Here is a 15703-nt window from a genome sequence, read left to right as displayed (position 1 = left end):
CGGGTGGTCCCGGAACGTCGCCGAGGAGCGCCCATGCCGACCGAGTGCCACCCCGCCGCCGACTCGCCCGTCACCGCCGACCGTCTTCCACTGCGCCGCCGGCTCGTGCCGGTGGTCGCGTTGCTGCTGCTCGCGCCCTGGGCCGCCGAGTGCTCCTGGGGCGGTTTCACCCTCGAAGACTTCCTCCCGGTGGTGCTCATCCTCGGGCCGATGTACGGCGGGGCCGCCATCCTGATCCGGGAGACCGCCCGGCACCTCGGCGCGGGATGGCCGGCGATCGTGCTGCTCGCCGCCGCGTTCGGCGTGCTCCAGGCGGGCCTGGTCGACCAGTCGCTGTTCAACCCGGGCTACCTGGACGACACCGAGTACGCCGACACCCGAGCCGCCGCCGAGGCGACGCTGGTGCCGGGACTCGGGTTCAGCGTCCGACAGGCCTTCGACTACGTGGGCAACCACATCACGTTGACCATCTGCGCGCCGATCGTGATCGTCGAGTCGTTCCTCGGCCGAAACCGCCGGCTCCGCCCGTGGCTCCGCCGGCCCGGGCTCGTCGTGGTCGGCGTGATCTACCTGCTCGGTAGCCTGCTGATCTTCTCGGACAGCGGCCGGAAGGACTTCCTGGCCAGCCCGCTCCAGCTGACGTTCGCCGCGGCGGTGGTCCTCGCGCTCGTCGCGCTGGCCCTGCTGCCCCGCTGGCGCCACCCAAACCCGCGGCGCGCCCGTCGGGTGCCCGGCCCGATCTGGGTGGGCCTGGTGGTCGTTCTCGTCCACCTCGGCACCGACCTGACACCCGGTTGGCCGGGAATGGCCGTCGCGCTGGCGCTCGCCGCCGGCACCGGAGGGCTGATCGCGTACTGGTCGTCCCGCGCCGGCTGGGGGCAGCGGCACGTGCTCGTCGCCGGCTCTGGGAGCCTGGTCAGCGCGGCCGCGTTCGCGTACCTGGTGCCGCCGTACTCCCCGGCGAGCCCGGCGGCGGCGCTGGCCGGCGACGTGGCGGTCAGCGTGGTCACCGTGGTCCTGATCGGTGGCGCCTGGTGGCGGCTGCGCCGCACTTCGCCGGCTGTTCATGTGCGCGCAAGCTGATGCTCCTTCTCGGGTGTCAACCTCCGTCCGGGTACGACCTAACGGAGGAAGTCCTTGACATTCAGAAGAGCATTCACCGCGCTCACCGCGGCCGGTGTCGCTGCCGCCAGCCTGACCGGTGTCACCCCCGCGTCGGCCGGCGGACACCACCACTCGGACACGTCGCGCGCCTTCGATCGGGTTGCCACGTACCCGGTCTTTCAGAACCGTCCGGCCGGTGAGGACCCGGCGACCCCGACGGTCGCCGAGATCTCGGCGGTCAGCCCGGACGGCCGGACCCTGGTTCACACGGACGCGCTGGCCCGACGGATCGGCTTCCTCGACATCTCCCGGGCCGACCGGCCGCGCGGCCTCGGCACCCTCTCCCTGGCGCAGCTCGGCAACGCCGAGGACGAGCCGACCTCGGTCGCCGTGGTCGGGAAGTACGTAATGGTGGTGGTGAACACCAGCAGCAGCTACACCGAGCCGTCCGGCCGGCTGGACGTGATCGAGCTGGTCAGCCGCAAGCGGGTCGCGAGCTTCGACCTCGGCGGCCAGCCCGACTCGATCGCGATCAGCAAGGACCAGCGGTACGCCGCGATCGCCATCGAGAACGAGCGCGACGAGGAGGCCACCCCGCCCGGCGGCGAGGAGGGCGACCTGCCGCAGGCACCCGCGGGCTTCGTGCAGATCGTCGATCTCGCCGGCAAGACCCCGGCCGGTTGGCGGCTGCGGCCGGTCCCGTTGACCGGCGCCGACGGGAGCGCCCTGCCCGCCCTGGTCCAGGCCGGCCTCGCCGCGCCGACCGACCCGGAGCCGGAGTACGTCTCGATCAACAGCCTTAACCAGCTGGCGGTGACGCTTCAGGAGAACAACGGCGTCGCCCTGGTCGACCTGCCCACCGGCCGGGTCACCAAGGTGTTCAGCGCCGGCACGGCGACGATCAGCGGGATCGACACCGTCAAGGACGGCACGATCAACCTGACCGGCGGCATCACCGATGTGCCGCGCGAGCCGGACGCGGTGGCCTGGATCGACGACCGCTACCTCGCCACGGCGAACGAGGGTGACTGGCGGGGCGGCACCCGCGGCTGGTCCGTCTTCGACAGCCGCAGCGGGCGGGTCGCCTGGGACGCCGGCAACACCTTCGAGCGGCTCGCCGTCACGTACGGGCTGCACAACGAGGACCGGGCCGCGAAGAAGGGCACCGAGCCGGAGGGCGTCGCCGTCGCCGAGTACGACGGCGTGCGGTACGCGTTCGTCGGCTCGGAGCGCAGCAACTTCGTCGCCGTCTACGACCTGAGCCGGCCGACCGACCCGCGGTTCCGGCAGGTGCTGCCGGCCACCAACGGACCGGAGGGGCTGCTGCCCATCCCGTCGCGGGGGCTGCTCGCCGTCTCCAGCGAGGAGGACGACGCCTCGGTCGGCGTCCGCGCCTCGGTGTCGCTCTACCAGCTGGGCCGGGGCACTCCGGCGTTCCCGAGCATCGTCTCCGGCACCGACCGGGCGGGTACGCCGATCGGTTGGGGCGCCCTCGGCGCGCTGACCGCGGCACCCGGCAAGCGGGACCAGCTCTACAGCGTCACCGACGCGGCGTACAGCCAGACCCGGATCCTCACCATCGACGCGAAGCGGACGCCGGCCGTGATCACCGGTGCGCTGCCGGTGAAGGACGCGACCGGCGCACCGGTCGGGTACGACGCGGAGGGCATCTTCGCCCGTCCGCAGGGCGGCTTCTGGCTCGCTGTCGAGGGCGCCAAGGGCCCGGAGAACAAGCTGGTCCGGCTGGACGACGCCGGGGTCACCCGGCAGACCGTCGCGCTGCCCACGGAGGTCGCCGCCGGTCTGGCCAAGCAGGGCCTGGAGGGGGTCACCGCGACCACCGACCGGCAGGGCAGGGAGATCGTCTGGGTGGCCGTGCAGCGCGAGCTGAGCACCGACCCGGCCGGCGTGGTCCGGCTGGGCCGGTACGACGTCGCGGCCGGCACCTGGAGCTGGTTCGGTTACCGGTTGGGCGCCACCAGCGTCCCGGGTGACTGGATGGGCCTCTCCGAGATCACCGTGGTCGGCGACCGGCTCGCGGTCATCGAGCGGGACAAGCTGAACGGCCCCGCCGCCACGGTGAAGCGGATCTACACGGTGCCGCTGCCGGGCGGGGCCGCGGCGCCCGGCCCGCTGCGGGTGCTGCCGAAGACGCTCGCCGTCGACGTGCTGCCCGCGCTGCGTGCCACCAACGGGTGGACGCAGGAGAAGCTGGAGGGCCTGACCGTGGCCGGCGACGGCGAGGTCTACGCCATCACCGACAACGACGCGGTCCAGGACGCCACCGGCGAGACGGTGCTCCTGCGGCTGGGCTCCAGCCGCAAGGTCTTCGGCCGCGACTGACCCCTCACCGCGTGCCTCTCGGCCCGGCGTCCACCGCGAGGGGGCGCCGGGCCGATCACGCAGGGTGATTTGATTCCGGGCCCCGGCCGCCGCACCCACCCCAGACCCTTTGCTCTGCTTACCTATACGCAACACTCACACTCCGCGAGCACAGGTATGGCCACCGCCCACGCAAGCCATCGTGAAGCCGCAGCTCAACGTGGTGTTGCGCCCGTGTAAGCAGAGCAAAGGGGTTGAGCGGTCTGGCCGGGGGCACCGATGCCCGTCGCGCTCAGTGACGAGCACCCGCCACGCCATCCGGACACCCACCGTCACGGTGGCCTGAGGGTCAGATCGCCGTGCCAGGCGGGGACTTAAGCAGCGACGACGCCTCGGCGAGATAACCGCCGCGCCCAGCTCGGAGCGCGCTCGCCGCCATGCGAATCAGATCGATGTTGACGCCGGCAGCACCGCTCGGGTCATGCACCTTCAGCTTCACGTCAAGGCTTATCGCCGTCTCACCCCAACCCTGCGCCTCGATGTTGAGATGCGCCACCTTCTGCGACTTCAGATGCGGTAGGTATCCGAGCGGAGCCAGTTCGACCTTGTCAGCCGCCGACAGCGCATTGAGCTTGGACTGCTTCTTGGTATTGGAGTTCTCAACCAGGTTCCGGAAGTCTTCGGTACCTCCCAGATTGACCTGATATGAACTCACCAGGGTGAGCCCCCGCTCCTCGAGCAACCGCAGCAACGCGTTGTGCACCACCGAGGTGCCGAACTGGCTGGCCAGGTCGTCACCGAGCAACGGCAGGCCGGCCTCCTGGAACCGTTCCCCCCACATCGGGTCGCGGGCTATCGCGTCGGACGTGGTGTTGACGAAGGCGACACCCGCTTTGCAGGCCGCCTCGGCGTAGGCCCGGGCGGTCTCCGGCCGGCCGCTCGGTGCGGAGTAGAGCAGCACCTCCGCCCCGGCCAACGCCGCTGCCACCCGATCCACCTCAGTCGCATCGACAAGGCCCCTGGTTACGGGCACGTCCGCCCTGGGAAGATCGCAGTCGAGACGGGGGAAGTTGTTGGGCGCCACGAAGATCGCCTCGGTCAGGTCCTTGCCAATCTTCTCCGCGGAGGTGGCGAAAGCCGCGACGAAATCGATGTCGGCCACCCCGAGACCGTCGATCATCGGCCTACGAACACCCACCAGGCTGCCGGTCTGGCGGTAGAGAGCAATCCCCTGCACCAATGCTGACGTGTTGTTACCGACTCCCGCGACCGCAACTCTCACCCGTTCGACCATGGGCACGAGGGTACGAGAGCCGGCATCGCCTCAGACGGGCAGTTCCGGGCCACCGTCGAGCAGCGGGGCGAGCAGGTCGCCGTACTCCTCGACCCGGTCCAGCACCTCGGCGGCGGTGAACTGGCGGACGGCCGGCTTCCGGCCGCGGGCGCCGGCCTCGACCTCGTCCCAGGTCAGTGGCGTCGACACCGATGGCATCGACTGTGCCCGCAGGGAGTACGGCGCCACGGTGGTCTTCGCCGCGTTGTTCTGACTCCAGTCGATGAAGACCTTCCCCGGGCGCAGGTTCTTCGCCATCTTCGACACGATCAGCTTCGGGTGCGCCTTCTCCAGTTCCTGAGCGATCCGCCGGGCGTAGTCCGAAACGAGATCGGAGGACTGGATGCCGGCGATCGGGCAGCAGAGTTGCATGCCCTTCTTGCCGGACGTCTTCGGGTACGACTCGATCCCGTCCAGAGCGAGCCGGTCGCGCATCAGCACCGCCACCGGGCAGCACTCGGCGAGCCCGGCCGGTGGGCCCGGGTCCAGGTCCACCACCATCATGTCCGGGTGCTCGCCGACCTTCCACTGCGGCGTGTGCATCTCCAGCGCGGCCAGGTTGGCCAGCCAGACCAGCGTCGGCAGGTCGTCGGCGACCACGTAGTCGATGGTCTCCCGACCCTTGGTCGACCCCGGCGCGGGCAGCGTCTCCACCCGTACCCAGTCCGGCGTCGCGGCCGGCTTGTTCTTCTCGAAGAACGACTTGTCGTCGACCCCGTTGGGGAACCTGATCCGGGTGAGTGCCCGGTCCCGCAGGTGCGGCAGCAGCACCGGCGAGATCCGCGTGTAGTAGTCGATCACCTCGCCCTTGGTGAAGCCGGCCGACGGATAGAGCACCTTGTCCAGATTGGACAGGTCCAGCGCGCGGCCCTCGACGTCCACCCGCAACCGGTCAGCTGGCATCGTCGACCTCCTCCGGCGGCTTGTCCGGGCGCAACCGCAGCACCCGGGGGAAGCGCAGTCGGCCGTCCGGGGTGCGCTGGCCGTACTTCACCTCCACCACCACCCGGGGAGTTACCCAGATGGCACCCCGGGCATCCTCGCGTGGCACACCCGGCGCGAACGGTGACACGCCGGAGCGCAGTGGCTCCAGCTCGGCGAGGAGCTGCCGTTCGATGGCCGCGCCGATCCCACCTCCCACCCGGCCCCGGTAGATCAACCGGCCGTCCGGCCCGGGTACCCCGACCAGCAGCCCACCGATCCGGCGCGCGCCCGGTCGCCAGCCGCCGATGACGAAGTCGCCGGTCACCTCCAGCTTGACCTTCACCCAGTCCGGCGAGCGCACCCCGGGGCGGTAGACGGCGCCGACCCGCTTGGCCATCACCCCCTCCAGTCCGTGCTCGCTGGCCGCCTCGTAGGTGGCCGGACCGTCGGCGAAGACCGGCGGCACGGCCCACCGGGCACCGCCGAGAGCGAGCCCGTCCAGAGCCTCCCGACGGCGCTCATACGGCCAGCCGGTCAGGTCGTCGCCGTTCAGCCGGAGCAGGTCGAAGATCATGTACGTCACCGGCATGACCGCCGCCAACCGGGCCGCTTTGTTCCGGTCCCGGACGTGCATCCGTTCGGCCAGCGCGGTGAACGACGGCTGCCCACCCTCACCGAGCAGCACCACCTCACCGTCGAGCAGCGCGTCGTCGACCTGCTCAGACAGGGTGGCCAGTTCGGGGTACGCGGCGGTGATCTCCACGCCGGAACGGGCGTACAGGTGCTGGCCGCCGGCCGAGATGTCGGCCAGCGCGCGGACACCGTCCCACTTGAACTCGTACGCCCAGCCGTCACCCGCCGGGAGCGGCCCGGTCATCGCGAGCATCGGCTTGAGCGGCGCGCCGGGCACGACCCGACTGTAGTAGCAGGCCGAACACCTCGCGTCCGGTTCCTTCGGATGCGAGCATGGTCGATACCGGGGAAGGGAGCAGAGGATGCGGGCCATCTGGAAGGGAGCCGTGTCGTTCGGGCTCGTCTCGATCGGGGTGAAGCTCTACTCCGCGACCGAGGAGAAGGACATCCGGTTCCACCAGGTGCACCGTGAGGACGGCGGCCGGATCCGGTACAAGCGCACCTGCTCGGTCTGCGGCGAGGAGGTCACCTACGACGACATCGCCAAGGGCTACGACATCGGCGGCGGGGAGATGGTGATCCTCACCGACGAGGACTTCGCCGACCTGCCGCTGACCAGCTCGCGCGCGATCGACGTGCTGGAGTTCGTCCCGGCCGACCAGGTCGACCCGATCCTCTACAACAAGGCGTACTTCCTGGAGCCGGAGGGCACGGCGACCAAGCCGTACGTGCTGCTGCGCGACGCGCTACTCGACTCGGAGCGGGTGGCCATCGTCAAGGTCGCGCTGCGCCAGCGGGAGCAGCTCGCCACGCTCCGGGTCCGCGAGGGCGTGCTGCTGCTCAACACCATGCTCTGGCCGGACGAGATCCGGACGGCGGATTTCGGCTTCCTCGACGAGGACCTCAAGGTGCGCCCGCCGGAGCTGGCGATGGCGAGTTCCCTAATCGACTCGATGACCGGTGAGTTCGAGCCGGACGTCTTCACCGACGACTACCGGGCGGCGTTGCAGGAGGTCATCGACGCCAAGGTGGAGGGTCGGGAGGTCGTGCAGCCGGAAGAGGTGGAGGAGGCGCCGGCCGCGGCGGTGGACCTGATGGCCGCGCTGAAGGCATCGGTGGACCGGGCTCGGACGGCCCGCGGCGAGCAGCCGGCCCGTGGTGGCGGCGGCGAGCCGACGCCCATCTCGTCGGCCCGCTCGGCCAAGAAGGCGGCCGAGAAGAAGGCGGCGAAGGCGCCCGCGAAGAAGACCGCGGCGAAGAAGACCGCCGAGAAGAAGACGGCCGCGGCCAAGGCCGAACCGGCGAAGAAGGCCGCCAAGAAGACTCCCGCGAAGAAGGCGGAGCCGGCGAAGAAGACGGCGGCCCGGAAGACGGCACCCCGCAAGACCGCCTGACCACACGGCAGCGACGGAGGCGTCGGCCGAACCGGGTACGCTCCGCCGGCCGCTGGCCACCGGAGGAGCCGCCATGCCGTACACCCCTGATCTGGACCGGTTGTTGACGCCCGGCGCTCGCTTCACCGACGCGCACGGCTCGTACGTGATCGAGGCCCACCCGGTGGGCGACATCGTGCTGCCGACCGGCCAGGTGGTCGGGTGTGACCCGCTGGTCTGCCCGGAGGCCGAGCCGTTCACGGTCACCGTGCCCCCGGGGCGGCATCCCGCCCGCGCCTGGGTGGCCGTGGTGCTCCGGGAGGACGCCGAGGTGGACCGCCGGGTGGCCGCGCTGGAGCTGGTGGTCCGGGACGCGCCGACGGTGCGCTGGGAGCCGGCTGTCGCCGGCGACCAGGACGTCGCCAGCCTCGGCGCGGACGACTACTTCGGGTACGGGGTGGACGCCGGCGCCGGCACCCTCGCCGACCCGACGGCGCTCACCGCCCTGGAAGCCTGGGACGAAGACCAGGTGGAAAAGGTCTTCATCCCGGCCGAGCTGCCCGCCTCACCGGTCCCGGGGTTGATCACCGCGGTGCTGGAGGAGGCCACCGGCGCCAACGTCGTGACCGTCGCCACGGGATGGGGTGACGGCTGCTACGGCACCTGGATCGGGCGGGCCACCGATGGCGGGGTGACATCGTTCGTGACGGACTTCATGGTGGTGCCGGAATAACCGTCACGCCGGCTCGGGGCGAGCGCCCGCAGAGCGATCCGGGCGGTCCGGGGTGGGCACGGTGGGCCGTCAGGCGGGTACCGTGTGCGTCGGCTTTCCCCCCGGCACCGGGTGCCGGCCACACCTTCGCAGCAGGGAGTCGACGACGTGAGCGAGAGCACGAAGCAGAACCGGTCGGAGGGCCAGAGTCCGGCAACCAAGGCGGGGCGGCGGCTGGCCGCCCAGCTGGCCGCGCAGAAGGCGGCCGAGGCGAAGCGGCGCCGTCAGGCGTGGGCCGGTGGGCTGGCCGGCATCGCCGTGGTGGCGGTGCTGATCACCGTCTTCGTGCTGGTCGGTGGGGGCGACGACAAGCCCGCGAACCAGGCTGACGCGACACCGTCCGCCTCCGCGTCCGCCCCGGCCCCGGACGAGGCCGCCGCGCCTCCCGCACCGCAGCTGCCGGCGGACGTCGACCCGGCGCTGGGCAGCAAGCCGACCGTCGAGGCGGGCAAGGGCGAGCTGAAGAAGCTCACGGTGACTCCCCTGATCAAGGGCACCGGCCCGGCGGTGCAGAAGGGCCAGACCATCACCACGAACTACGTGGGCGTCTTCTACAAGGACGGCAAGGAGTTCGACTCCTCCTGGAAGGCCGGCCAGCCGGCCACCTTCCCGATCGGCGTGGAACAGGTCATCCCCGGCTGGGACCAAGGCCTGGTCGGCGTGACCGTGGGCAGCCGGGTGCAGCTCGACATCCCGTCCGAGCTGGCGTACGGCAAGGACGCCGCCGCCATGGGTCGGCCGGAAGGCCCGCTGCGCTTCGTGGTGGATGTGCTCGCCGCCCAGTGACCCGTCCGGATCGCCCCGGTGTTCGCCCGGGCGCGATGGAGTTGTTCACATGGGGCTTCCGGCCCGTCACCCACCGGCAGTAGGTTCGGCGTCACCCCGGGAGGCTCGCCTCCCGGGGTGAGCATCCGGACGGGACGCGGAGGTGCACGTGACGGCGCTGGACGAGCCCGGGCGGATCGCCCGGTTGATGTGGGCGCACTTCGAGCCGGTGCACGCTGTCACCTACTTCCACCCCCGGGCACGAGCGGCGTACGAGGCGGTCGGGCTGCGCGGCTACTGGCGGGGTTACTTCGCCGGCCGGTCCGCGCCGCTGGGCGCCACCGACGCGGCCCCGGTGATCGCCGCCTTCTTCAGCTTCGCGCCGCCGATGGTGAGCCGGGCACTGCCGGCGATCTGGCGGTTGGCCAGCCCGCAGGAGGCCCTGCGGGCCCGGCTGACCGGTGCCGTGCAGGCCCTCGCGGAGCTGACCTACGAGCTGCCAGAGGCGCACCTGGCGGAGGCCGCCGATCTGCTGGAGCGGGCCGCGTCGGCGACGCAGACCGCCGGCCGGGTGCTCGGCGCGGTCAACGCGGCGTTGCCGATCGGGGAGTACCCGCTGTCCCGGCTCTGGCAGGCCGCCACCACGCTGCGCGAGCACCGGGGAGACGGGCACGTGGCCGCGCTGGTCGCCGCCGGCCTGGACCCGGTGGAGACGCTGGCCTGGCGGGTCGCGGTGGACATGTCGCCGCAGAACCTGCTGGGCCGGGGCTGGTCCGAGGAGCAGTGGCGGGCTGCCCGCGAGCGGCTGGCGCGGCGGGGCTGGCTGAGCACGGACGGCGAGGCCACGGAACACGGCCGGGCCGCTTTCCAGGCTGTCGAGGACGCCACCGACCGGGCCGCCGAGCACCCGTGGCGGGCGCTCGGCCCGGACGACACGGACCGGCTGCGCAACCTTCTGGAGCCGATGGCCCGGGCCTGCCACACCCTGATTCCGGCCGACAGCCCGATCGGGCTGCCCGCACTGCCCGGCTGACCGACGGCCCCCGGTCCGGCAGGATGGGGCCGTGGTGGATGCGGTGGTCTTCGACCTGGACGGCGTGATCGTGGATTCCGAACCGGTGTGGGAGGAGGTCCGGCGGGCGTACGTGGCGACGCACGGCGGAGCCTGGCAGCCGGACACCCAGCGCCGGCTGATGGGCATGAGCACCAGCGAGTGGGCCCACTATCTCAGCGGTGAGCTGGGCGTGGCGCGCACCGCCGGACAGGTCGCCGACGAGGTGGTCGAGGAGATGACCCGGCGCTACCGGGAGCACGTACCGCTGATCGACAACGCCGACCAGGTGGTGCGCCGGCTGGCCGCGCGGTGGCAAATGGGGTTGGCCAGTTCCTCGCCGACCCGGCTGATCGCGGCTGCACTGGCCGCCACGGGTCTGACCGACGCGTTCGCCACCACCCTGTCCACCGAGGAGACCGAGCGGGGCAAACCGGCGCCGGACGTGTACCTGAGCGTCGCGGGGCGGCTGGGCGTCGACCCGGCCCGCTGCGTGGCGGTGGAGGATTCGTCCAACGGGGTGCGTTCGGCCGCGGCGGCGGGGATGCGGGTGGTGGCAGTGCCGCACGGTTCGTACCCGCTGGACCCGGACGCCGCCCGGCTGGCCGCGGTGACGCTGGGCGCGATCGGTGAGCTGACCCCCGAACTGGTGGATCAGCTGGCTGACTGATGTACGCCACGTCACCCGTTGTCCGGTCCCTCCCGCCTCGGGTGCGGTTATACGGTTTTCAGGGACCGGTGGGGCCGGCATGACGGGGACTGAGCGGGGTACCGCAGCCGGCGGTGCTCGACCCGGGTGCCACCCGCCGGACGGGTGAGGAGACCACGGATGAAAGCCATCGTGTACGAGCGCACCGGTGATCCTTCGGTGCTGCAGTTGGTCGACCGGCCGGTGCCGGAGCCGGGGGCGGGCGAGGTCCTGGTCCGGGTGGCGGTCTCCGGCGTGAACCCGACGGACTGGAAGGCCCGCCGGTCGTTCCCCCTGCCGGCCGGCTGGCAGATCCCCGGGCAGGACGGGGCGGGCGTGGTGGAGGCCGTCGGCGCCGGGGTGGACCCGGACCTGATCGGCGAGCGGGTCTGGATCTGGGAGGCGGCCTGGCAGCGGCCGTGGGGCACCTCGGCGGAGTACACGCTGGTGCCGGTCCGGCAGGTGGTCCGTCTCGGCGACGCCTCGTTCGACCTGGGCGCGAGCCTGGGGATCCCGTTCCTCACCGCGCACCGCTGTCTGACCGCCGGCGAGTTCATGCCGGACACGTTGCGGGCCGGCGCGCTGGCCGACCACACCGTGCTGGTGCAGGGCGGGGCGGGCGCGGTCGGCAACGCGGCGATCCAGCTCGCCCGTTGGGCCGACGCCACGGTGATCACCACGGTGAGCAGCGCGGAGAAGGCGCAGCTCGCGGCGTCGGCCGGCGCCTCCGTCGTGATCAACTACCGGGAGCAGGACGTGGTCGAGGAGGTACGCAAGATCGCTCCCGACGGGGTGCACACGATCGTCGAGGTCTCCCCGGCCCGCAACGCCCCGACGGACGTGCAGGTGCTCCGGAACGGTGGCTCGGTCTGCGTCTATGCCGACGACGAGCCCGAGGTGAGCGTCCCGATCCGGCCGTCGATGATGCGGAACGCCCGGTGGCAGTTCGTGCTGGTCTACACGGAGCCGACGGTGGCCAAGGCCCATGCCGTGCGGGACGTGGCCGCGGCGGCCGACCAGGGCGGCATCCGGGTCGGTGTGGAGGCCGGCCTGCCGCTGCACTACCACCGCCTGGCCGAGACGGCCGCGGCGCACCAGGCGGTGGAGAACTCGGCCGTGGGCAAGGTGCTGATCAGCACCAGTGACGCCTGATCAGGTCGCTGACCACCCAATTTCCCCGTCATCAGGACAGAGGCGAATAAGTTTCGCAACAATGACGGTGCGGGTCGCCCCGCGTGGAGCGGGCGGCCCCGGCGCGGTGCGAACGCCGGGGCCGCCCCTGGGGAGGAATGTTCAGAAGCACCCCTGCCCCAACAGGCGACGGTGCCGGGGAAAACGTTACGGGGCCGCCAGCTCCCGGACCGTCAGCTCGCCCCCGGCGTACCGCGAACGGACGACCTTCTTGTCGAACTTGCCGACGCTGGTCTTCGGCACCGTGTCGATGAACGCCCACCGCTCGGGCAGTTGCCAGCGGGCCACCGAGCTGGCCAGGAAGTCACGCAGCTCCTCGGCGGTCACCGAGGCGCCCTCCCGGACCACCACGGTGGCCAGCGGCCGTTCGTCCCACCGCTCGTCCGGCACACCAACCACGCACGCCTCCAGCACCGCCGGGTGAGCCATCAGCGCGTTCTCCAGCTCCACCGACGAGATCCACTCACCCCCGGACTTGATCACGTCCTTGGCGCGGTCGGTCAGCGTGATGTATCCATCCGGAGAGAGGGTGCCCACGTCGCCGGTGCGCAGCCAGCCGTCCCGGAACTTCTCCTCGTCCGGGGCGTCGTCACCGACGTACCGGGCGGTCACCCACGGTCCACGGACCTCCAGCTCGCCCACGGCCTTGCCGTCGGCGGGCAGCGGCTCGCCCAACGGGCCAACGATCCGCGCCTGCACACCCGCAGGCACACGGCCCTGCGTGTAGCGGTAACGCCACGCCTGCTCCCCGGTCGCGCCGGCCGGCGGACGGGAGACCGAACCCAGCGGGGACATCTCGGTCATGCCCCAGGCGTGGATGACGTCGATCCCGTGCCGCTCGTCGAACGCGTGCATCAGCGACGGCGGGCAGGCCGAGCCCCCGACGATCACCTCCTTGAGCGAGGAGGTGTCCACCTCGTGGCTGTCCAGGTGGGCCAGCAGGTCGGTCCAGATGGTCGGCACCGCGCCGGCCAGGGTGGGCCGCTCGGCGGCGATCATCTCGGCGATCGGCGCGGCCTGGAGGAACCGGTCCGGCATGATCAGCGACGCGCCGGAGAGAAACGCCGCGTACGGCAGCCCCCACGACATCGCGTGGAACATCGGCACGATGGCCAGCTCCCGATCGGTCGGCCCGAGACCGAAGCCCTCCGGCATGCAGACCTGCAACGAGTGCAGGTAGATCGACCGGTGCGAGTAGGCCACGCCCTTCGGGTTGCCGGTGGTGCCGGAGGTGTAGCAGAGCGCCGCGGCGTCCCGCTCGTCCACCTCGGGCCAGTCGAACACCTCGGGCCGGTCGGCGAGCAGGGCGTCCCAGTGGTGCACGGTGATCCGATCGCCGGCAGCCGCCACCAACGGCGCCGGGTCGCCGCCGCCGACCACCACCACGTGCCGCACGGTGGCCAGTTCGCCGATCACCCGGGCCAGCAGCGGGATGAGCGTGCTGTCGACCAGCACCACCCGGTCCTCTGCGTGGTTGGCGATGTAGGCGACCTGGTCGGGAAAGAGCCGGATGTTGAGGGTGTGCAGCACCGCACCCATGCTCGGCACCGCGAAGTAGGCGACCAGGTGCTCGTTGTTGTTCCACATGAAGGTGGCGACCCGCTCGTCGCCGGTCACCCCGCACTCGTCGCGCAGCGCGTGTGCCAGCCGGGCGGCCGCACGGCCCACCTCGGCGTACGTCATCCGGCGGGGTTCCCCGCCGGTCCAGGTGACCACCTCGGCCGTGCCGTGCACGGTGGCGCCGTGGTCGAGGATCCGGGAGACCTGCAGAGGGGCGTCCATCATCGTGCTACGCATGGGTAACAAGCTAGTGTCGCCGGTCACAGCTTGGGAACCCCCGTAAATTGTCGCAGGTGAGCATCTCCTGGGCCGACTCGTACGTAGGGCAGTTGCGCGCACTGGCCGGGGACCGGACGCTGATGTTCGTCGGCGCCCGCGCCGTGGTCCGCGACAACGCCGGACGCATCCTGCTGATCCAGCGCTCGGACAACGGCCAGTGGGCCATGCCGGCCGGGGCGATGGAGCTGGGCGAGTCGATCGCGGACTGCGCGGTGCGGGAGGTCCGCGAGGAGACCGGGCTCCGGGCGTTGCGGGTCTGCGCGTTCGCCCTCTACACCGGCCCGGACCGGACCAGCACCAACATGTACGGGCACACCTACCAGGTCTTCACCACGGCGTTCCGGGTCGAGGATTGGGACGGGCAGTTGTCGCGGTTCACCGACGAGACCACCGACGCCGGCTTCTTCCCCCGGGACCGGTTCCCCGCCCCGCTCTCCACCTCGGTCACCGAGACCCTGGCCGACCTGGACGTCTTCGAGCAGACCAACCGGCTGATCCTCAAGTAGGCCGTACCCGCCGTGCCCGCCCGGCCCGGCCAGTGAGCGCCGGACCGGACGACAGGCCTCACTGCGGGTAGCGGACCCCGGCGAACGCCTCCTGGATCCAGTTCGGGTACGCGACGGGCAGCTTGCTGATCTCGTCCAGCTCGGCGAGATCCTGCGCGGTCAGCGTCAGGTCCGTGGCGGCGATGTTGTCCACCAACTGCTCCTGCTTGCGGGCGCCGACGATCACGCTGGTCACGGCCGGCCGGGCCAGCAGCCAGGCGACCGCCACCCGGGCCGGGCTGACCTCGTGCCGCTCGGCGACGCCCTTGAGCACGTCGACCACGTCGAACCCGCGCTCGCGGTCCACCGGCGGGAAGTTGGTGAAGCCAGGCTGGGCGCTGCGCGAGCCGCTGTCGGCGACCGCGCTGTCCCGGCCGACCTTGCCGGAGAGGACGCCACCGGCCAAGGGGCTCCACACGGTGAGGCCGACGCCCTCGTCGAGCGCCATCGGCACCACGTCGCGCTCCACGTCCCGGCCCAGCAGGGAGTAGTACGACTGCACCGAGACGAAACCGGCCAGCTTCTCCCGCGCGGAGATGCCCAGCGCCTTGGAGATCTGCCAGGCGGCGAAGTTCGCGCAACCGATGTAGCGGACCTTGCCCTGCCGCACCGCGTCGTCGAGCGCGCGCAGTGTCTCCTCCATCGGAGTGACCTGGTCGAAGTTGTGGATCTGGTAGAGGTCGATGTGATCGGTGCGCAGCCGTCGCAGGCTGTCCTCCAACGCCTGCATGGTGTGCAACCGCGAGGTGCCGACGTCGTTCGGGCCGGGACCGGTCCGGGCGTGCGCCTTGGTGGCGAGCACCACGTCGCGGCGCCGCTTGCCGAGCGCCTGGCCGAGCAGTTCCTCGCTCTCGCCCTCGCTGTACGTGTCAGCGGTGTCGACGAAGTTGACGCCCGCGTCCAGCGCGGTGTCCACCAGCCGCTGGGCGTCGGGCAGCGCCAGCGCGCCGAGGCCGCCCCAGATCGGGTGCCCGCTGCCGCCGAAGGTCATCGTGCCGAGCGAGATCTCCGAGACGTACACCCCGGTGTTGCCCAGCAGTCGGTACTTCACGCGTTACTCCTCGTCGATCGGAGGCCTGCTTCGGCCACCCCGTGGTCACTATGTCGGACAGTGTGTCCGGTGACGAGCGTACGTCGCCCGTTCCGCCCCCGGCCACCTAGGA

The 15703-nt window shown here is 71.5% G+C and carries 14 protein-coding genes; 9 read left to right on the top strand and 5 right to left on the bottom strand.

Annotation, left to right across the window (positions count from 1 at the left end; all coding sequences use genetic code 11):
• Nucleotides 1-33 precede the first annotated feature (33 nt).
• Together ABZU69_RS12095 and ABZU69_RS12090 are read left to right on the top strand one after the other, a co-directional pair.
• Complete coding sequence (locus ABZU69_RS12095) at nucleotides 34-1083, top strand: hypothetical protein (protein WP_354964396.1); 1050 nt, start codon at nucleotides 34-36, stop codon at nucleotides 1081-1083.
• A 54-nt stretch (nucleotides 1084-1137) separates the two neighbouring features.
• On the top strand, nucleotides 1138-3447 hold the full coding sequence (locus tag ABZU69_RS12090; RefSeq protein WP_354964395.1) for an esterase-like activity of phytase family protein: 2310 nt from the start codon (nucleotides 1138-1140) through the stop codon (nucleotides 3445-3447).
• A gap of 328 nt (nucleotides 3448-3775) precedes the next feature.
• On the opposite strand, the gene ABZU69_RS12085 is transcribed toward ABZU69_RS12090, so the two are convergent.
• The 3 genes from ABZU69_RS12085 to ligD (ABZU69_RS12075) are packed head-to-tail and all read right to left on the bottom strand — an operon-like array spanning nucleotide 3776 to nucleotide 6593.
• Entirely contained in the window at nucleotides 3776-4720 is a 945-nt protein-coding gene (locus ABZU69_RS12085) for an inositol-3-phosphate synthase (protein ID WP_354964394.1), read from the bottom strand.
• A gap of 30 nt (nucleotides 4721-4750) precedes the next feature.
• Nucleotides 4751-5662: a non-homologous end-joining DNA ligase gene (gene ligD / locus ABZU69_RS12080; protein WP_354964393.1), complete on the bottom strand. Its 912-nt coding sequence runs from the start codon at nucleotides 5660-5662 to the stop codon at nucleotides 4751-4753.
• The gene (gene ligD / locus ABZU69_RS12075; RefSeq protein ID WP_354964392.1) at nucleotides 5652-6593 is read right to left on the bottom strand and encodes a non-homologous end-joining DNA ligase; all 942 of its coding nucleotides are present in this window, start codon (nucleotides 6591-6593) and stop codon (nucleotides 5652-5654) included. The genes ligD (ABZU69_RS12080) and ligD (ABZU69_RS12075) overlap by 11 nt, the downstream gene beginning before the upstream one ends.
• Before the next feature lie 85 nt (nucleotides 6594-6678).
• Here ligD (ABZU69_RS12075) and ABZU69_RS12070 point away from each other — a divergent pair, with 85 nt between their 5' ends.
• From ABZU69_RS12070 to ABZU69_RS12045, 6 genes are all read left to right on the top strand, one after another.
• Entirely contained in the window at nucleotides 6679-7710 is a 1032-nt protein-coding gene (locus ABZU69_RS12070; RefSeq protein WP_354964391.1) for a Ku protein, read from the top strand.
• A 73-nt stretch (nucleotides 7711-7783) separates the two neighbouring features.
• Nucleotides 7784-8422, top strand: a complete 639-nt coding sequence (locus ABZU69_RS12065) for a DUF4241 domain-containing protein (protein ID WP_354964390.1) — start codon at nucleotides 7784-7786, stop codon at nucleotides 8420-8422.
• Nucleotides 8423-8533: 111 nt separating this feature from the next.
• Nucleotides 8534-9247: an FKBP-type peptidyl-prolyl cis-trans isomerase gene (locus ABZU69_RS12060; protein ID WP_354964626.1), complete on the top strand. Its 714-nt coding sequence runs from the start codon at nucleotides 8534-8536 to the stop codon at nucleotides 9245-9247.
• 187 nt (nucleotides 9248-9434) lie between these two features.
• Nucleotides 9435-10259 carry a hypothetical protein gene (locus ABZU69_RS12055; RefSeq protein WP_354964625.1) on the top strand — a complete coding sequence of 275 codons (825 nt, stop codon included), beginning with the start codon at nucleotides 9435-9437 and terminating at the stop codon, nucleotides 10257-10259.
• Between the two features lie 31 nt (nucleotides 10260-10290).
• Nucleotides 10291-10947, top strand: coding sequence for an HAD family phosphatase (locus tag ABZU69_RS12050; RefSeq protein WP_354964389.1), 657 nt, complete (start codon nucleotides 10291-10293; stop codon nucleotides 10945-10947).
• A gap of 159 nt (nucleotides 10948-11106) precedes the next feature.
• Complete coding sequence (locus ABZU69_RS12045) at nucleotides 11107-12117, top strand: NADPH:quinone reductase (RefSeq protein WP_354964388.1); 1011 nt, start codon at nucleotides 11107-11109, stop codon at nucleotides 12115-12117.
• A 186-nt stretch (nucleotides 12118-12303) separates the two neighbouring features.
• Here the strand turns inward: ABZU69_RS12045 and ABZU69_RS12040 are convergent, their stop codons facing one another.
• On the bottom strand, nucleotides 12304-13953 hold the full coding sequence (locus ABZU69_RS12040) for a fatty acid--CoA ligase (RefSeq protein WP_354964387.1): 1650 nt from the start codon (nucleotides 13951-13953) through the stop codon (nucleotides 12304-12306).
• Nucleotides 13954-14009: 56 nt separating this feature from the next.
• Between ABZU69_RS12040 and ABZU69_RS12035 the strand changes: the two genes are divergently transcribed.
• Nucleotides 14010-14501 (top strand): NUDIX domain-containing protein, encoded by a 492-nt coding sequence (locus ABZU69_RS12035; RefSeq protein WP_354964386.1) that lies wholly within the window; start codon nucleotides 14010-14012, stop codon nucleotides 14499-14501.
• A 58-nt stretch (nucleotides 14502-14559) separates the two neighbouring features.
• On the opposite strand, the gene ABZU69_RS12030 is transcribed toward ABZU69_RS12035, so the two are convergent.
• Nucleotides 14560-15591, bottom strand: a complete 1032-nt coding sequence (locus ABZU69_RS12030; protein WP_354964385.1) for an aldo/keto reductase — start codon at nucleotides 15589-15591, stop codon at nucleotides 14560-14562.
• Nucleotides 15592-15703: the final 112 nt, after the last annotated feature.

The sequence above is a fragment of the Micromonospora sp. NPDC005206 genome, from assembly GCF_040608175.1.
Taxonomy (GTDB): Bacteria; Actinomycetota; Actinomycetes; order Mycobacteriales; family Micromonosporaceae; genus Micromonospora.
This window is presented reverse-complemented; position numbering and strand designations above follow the sequence as displayed.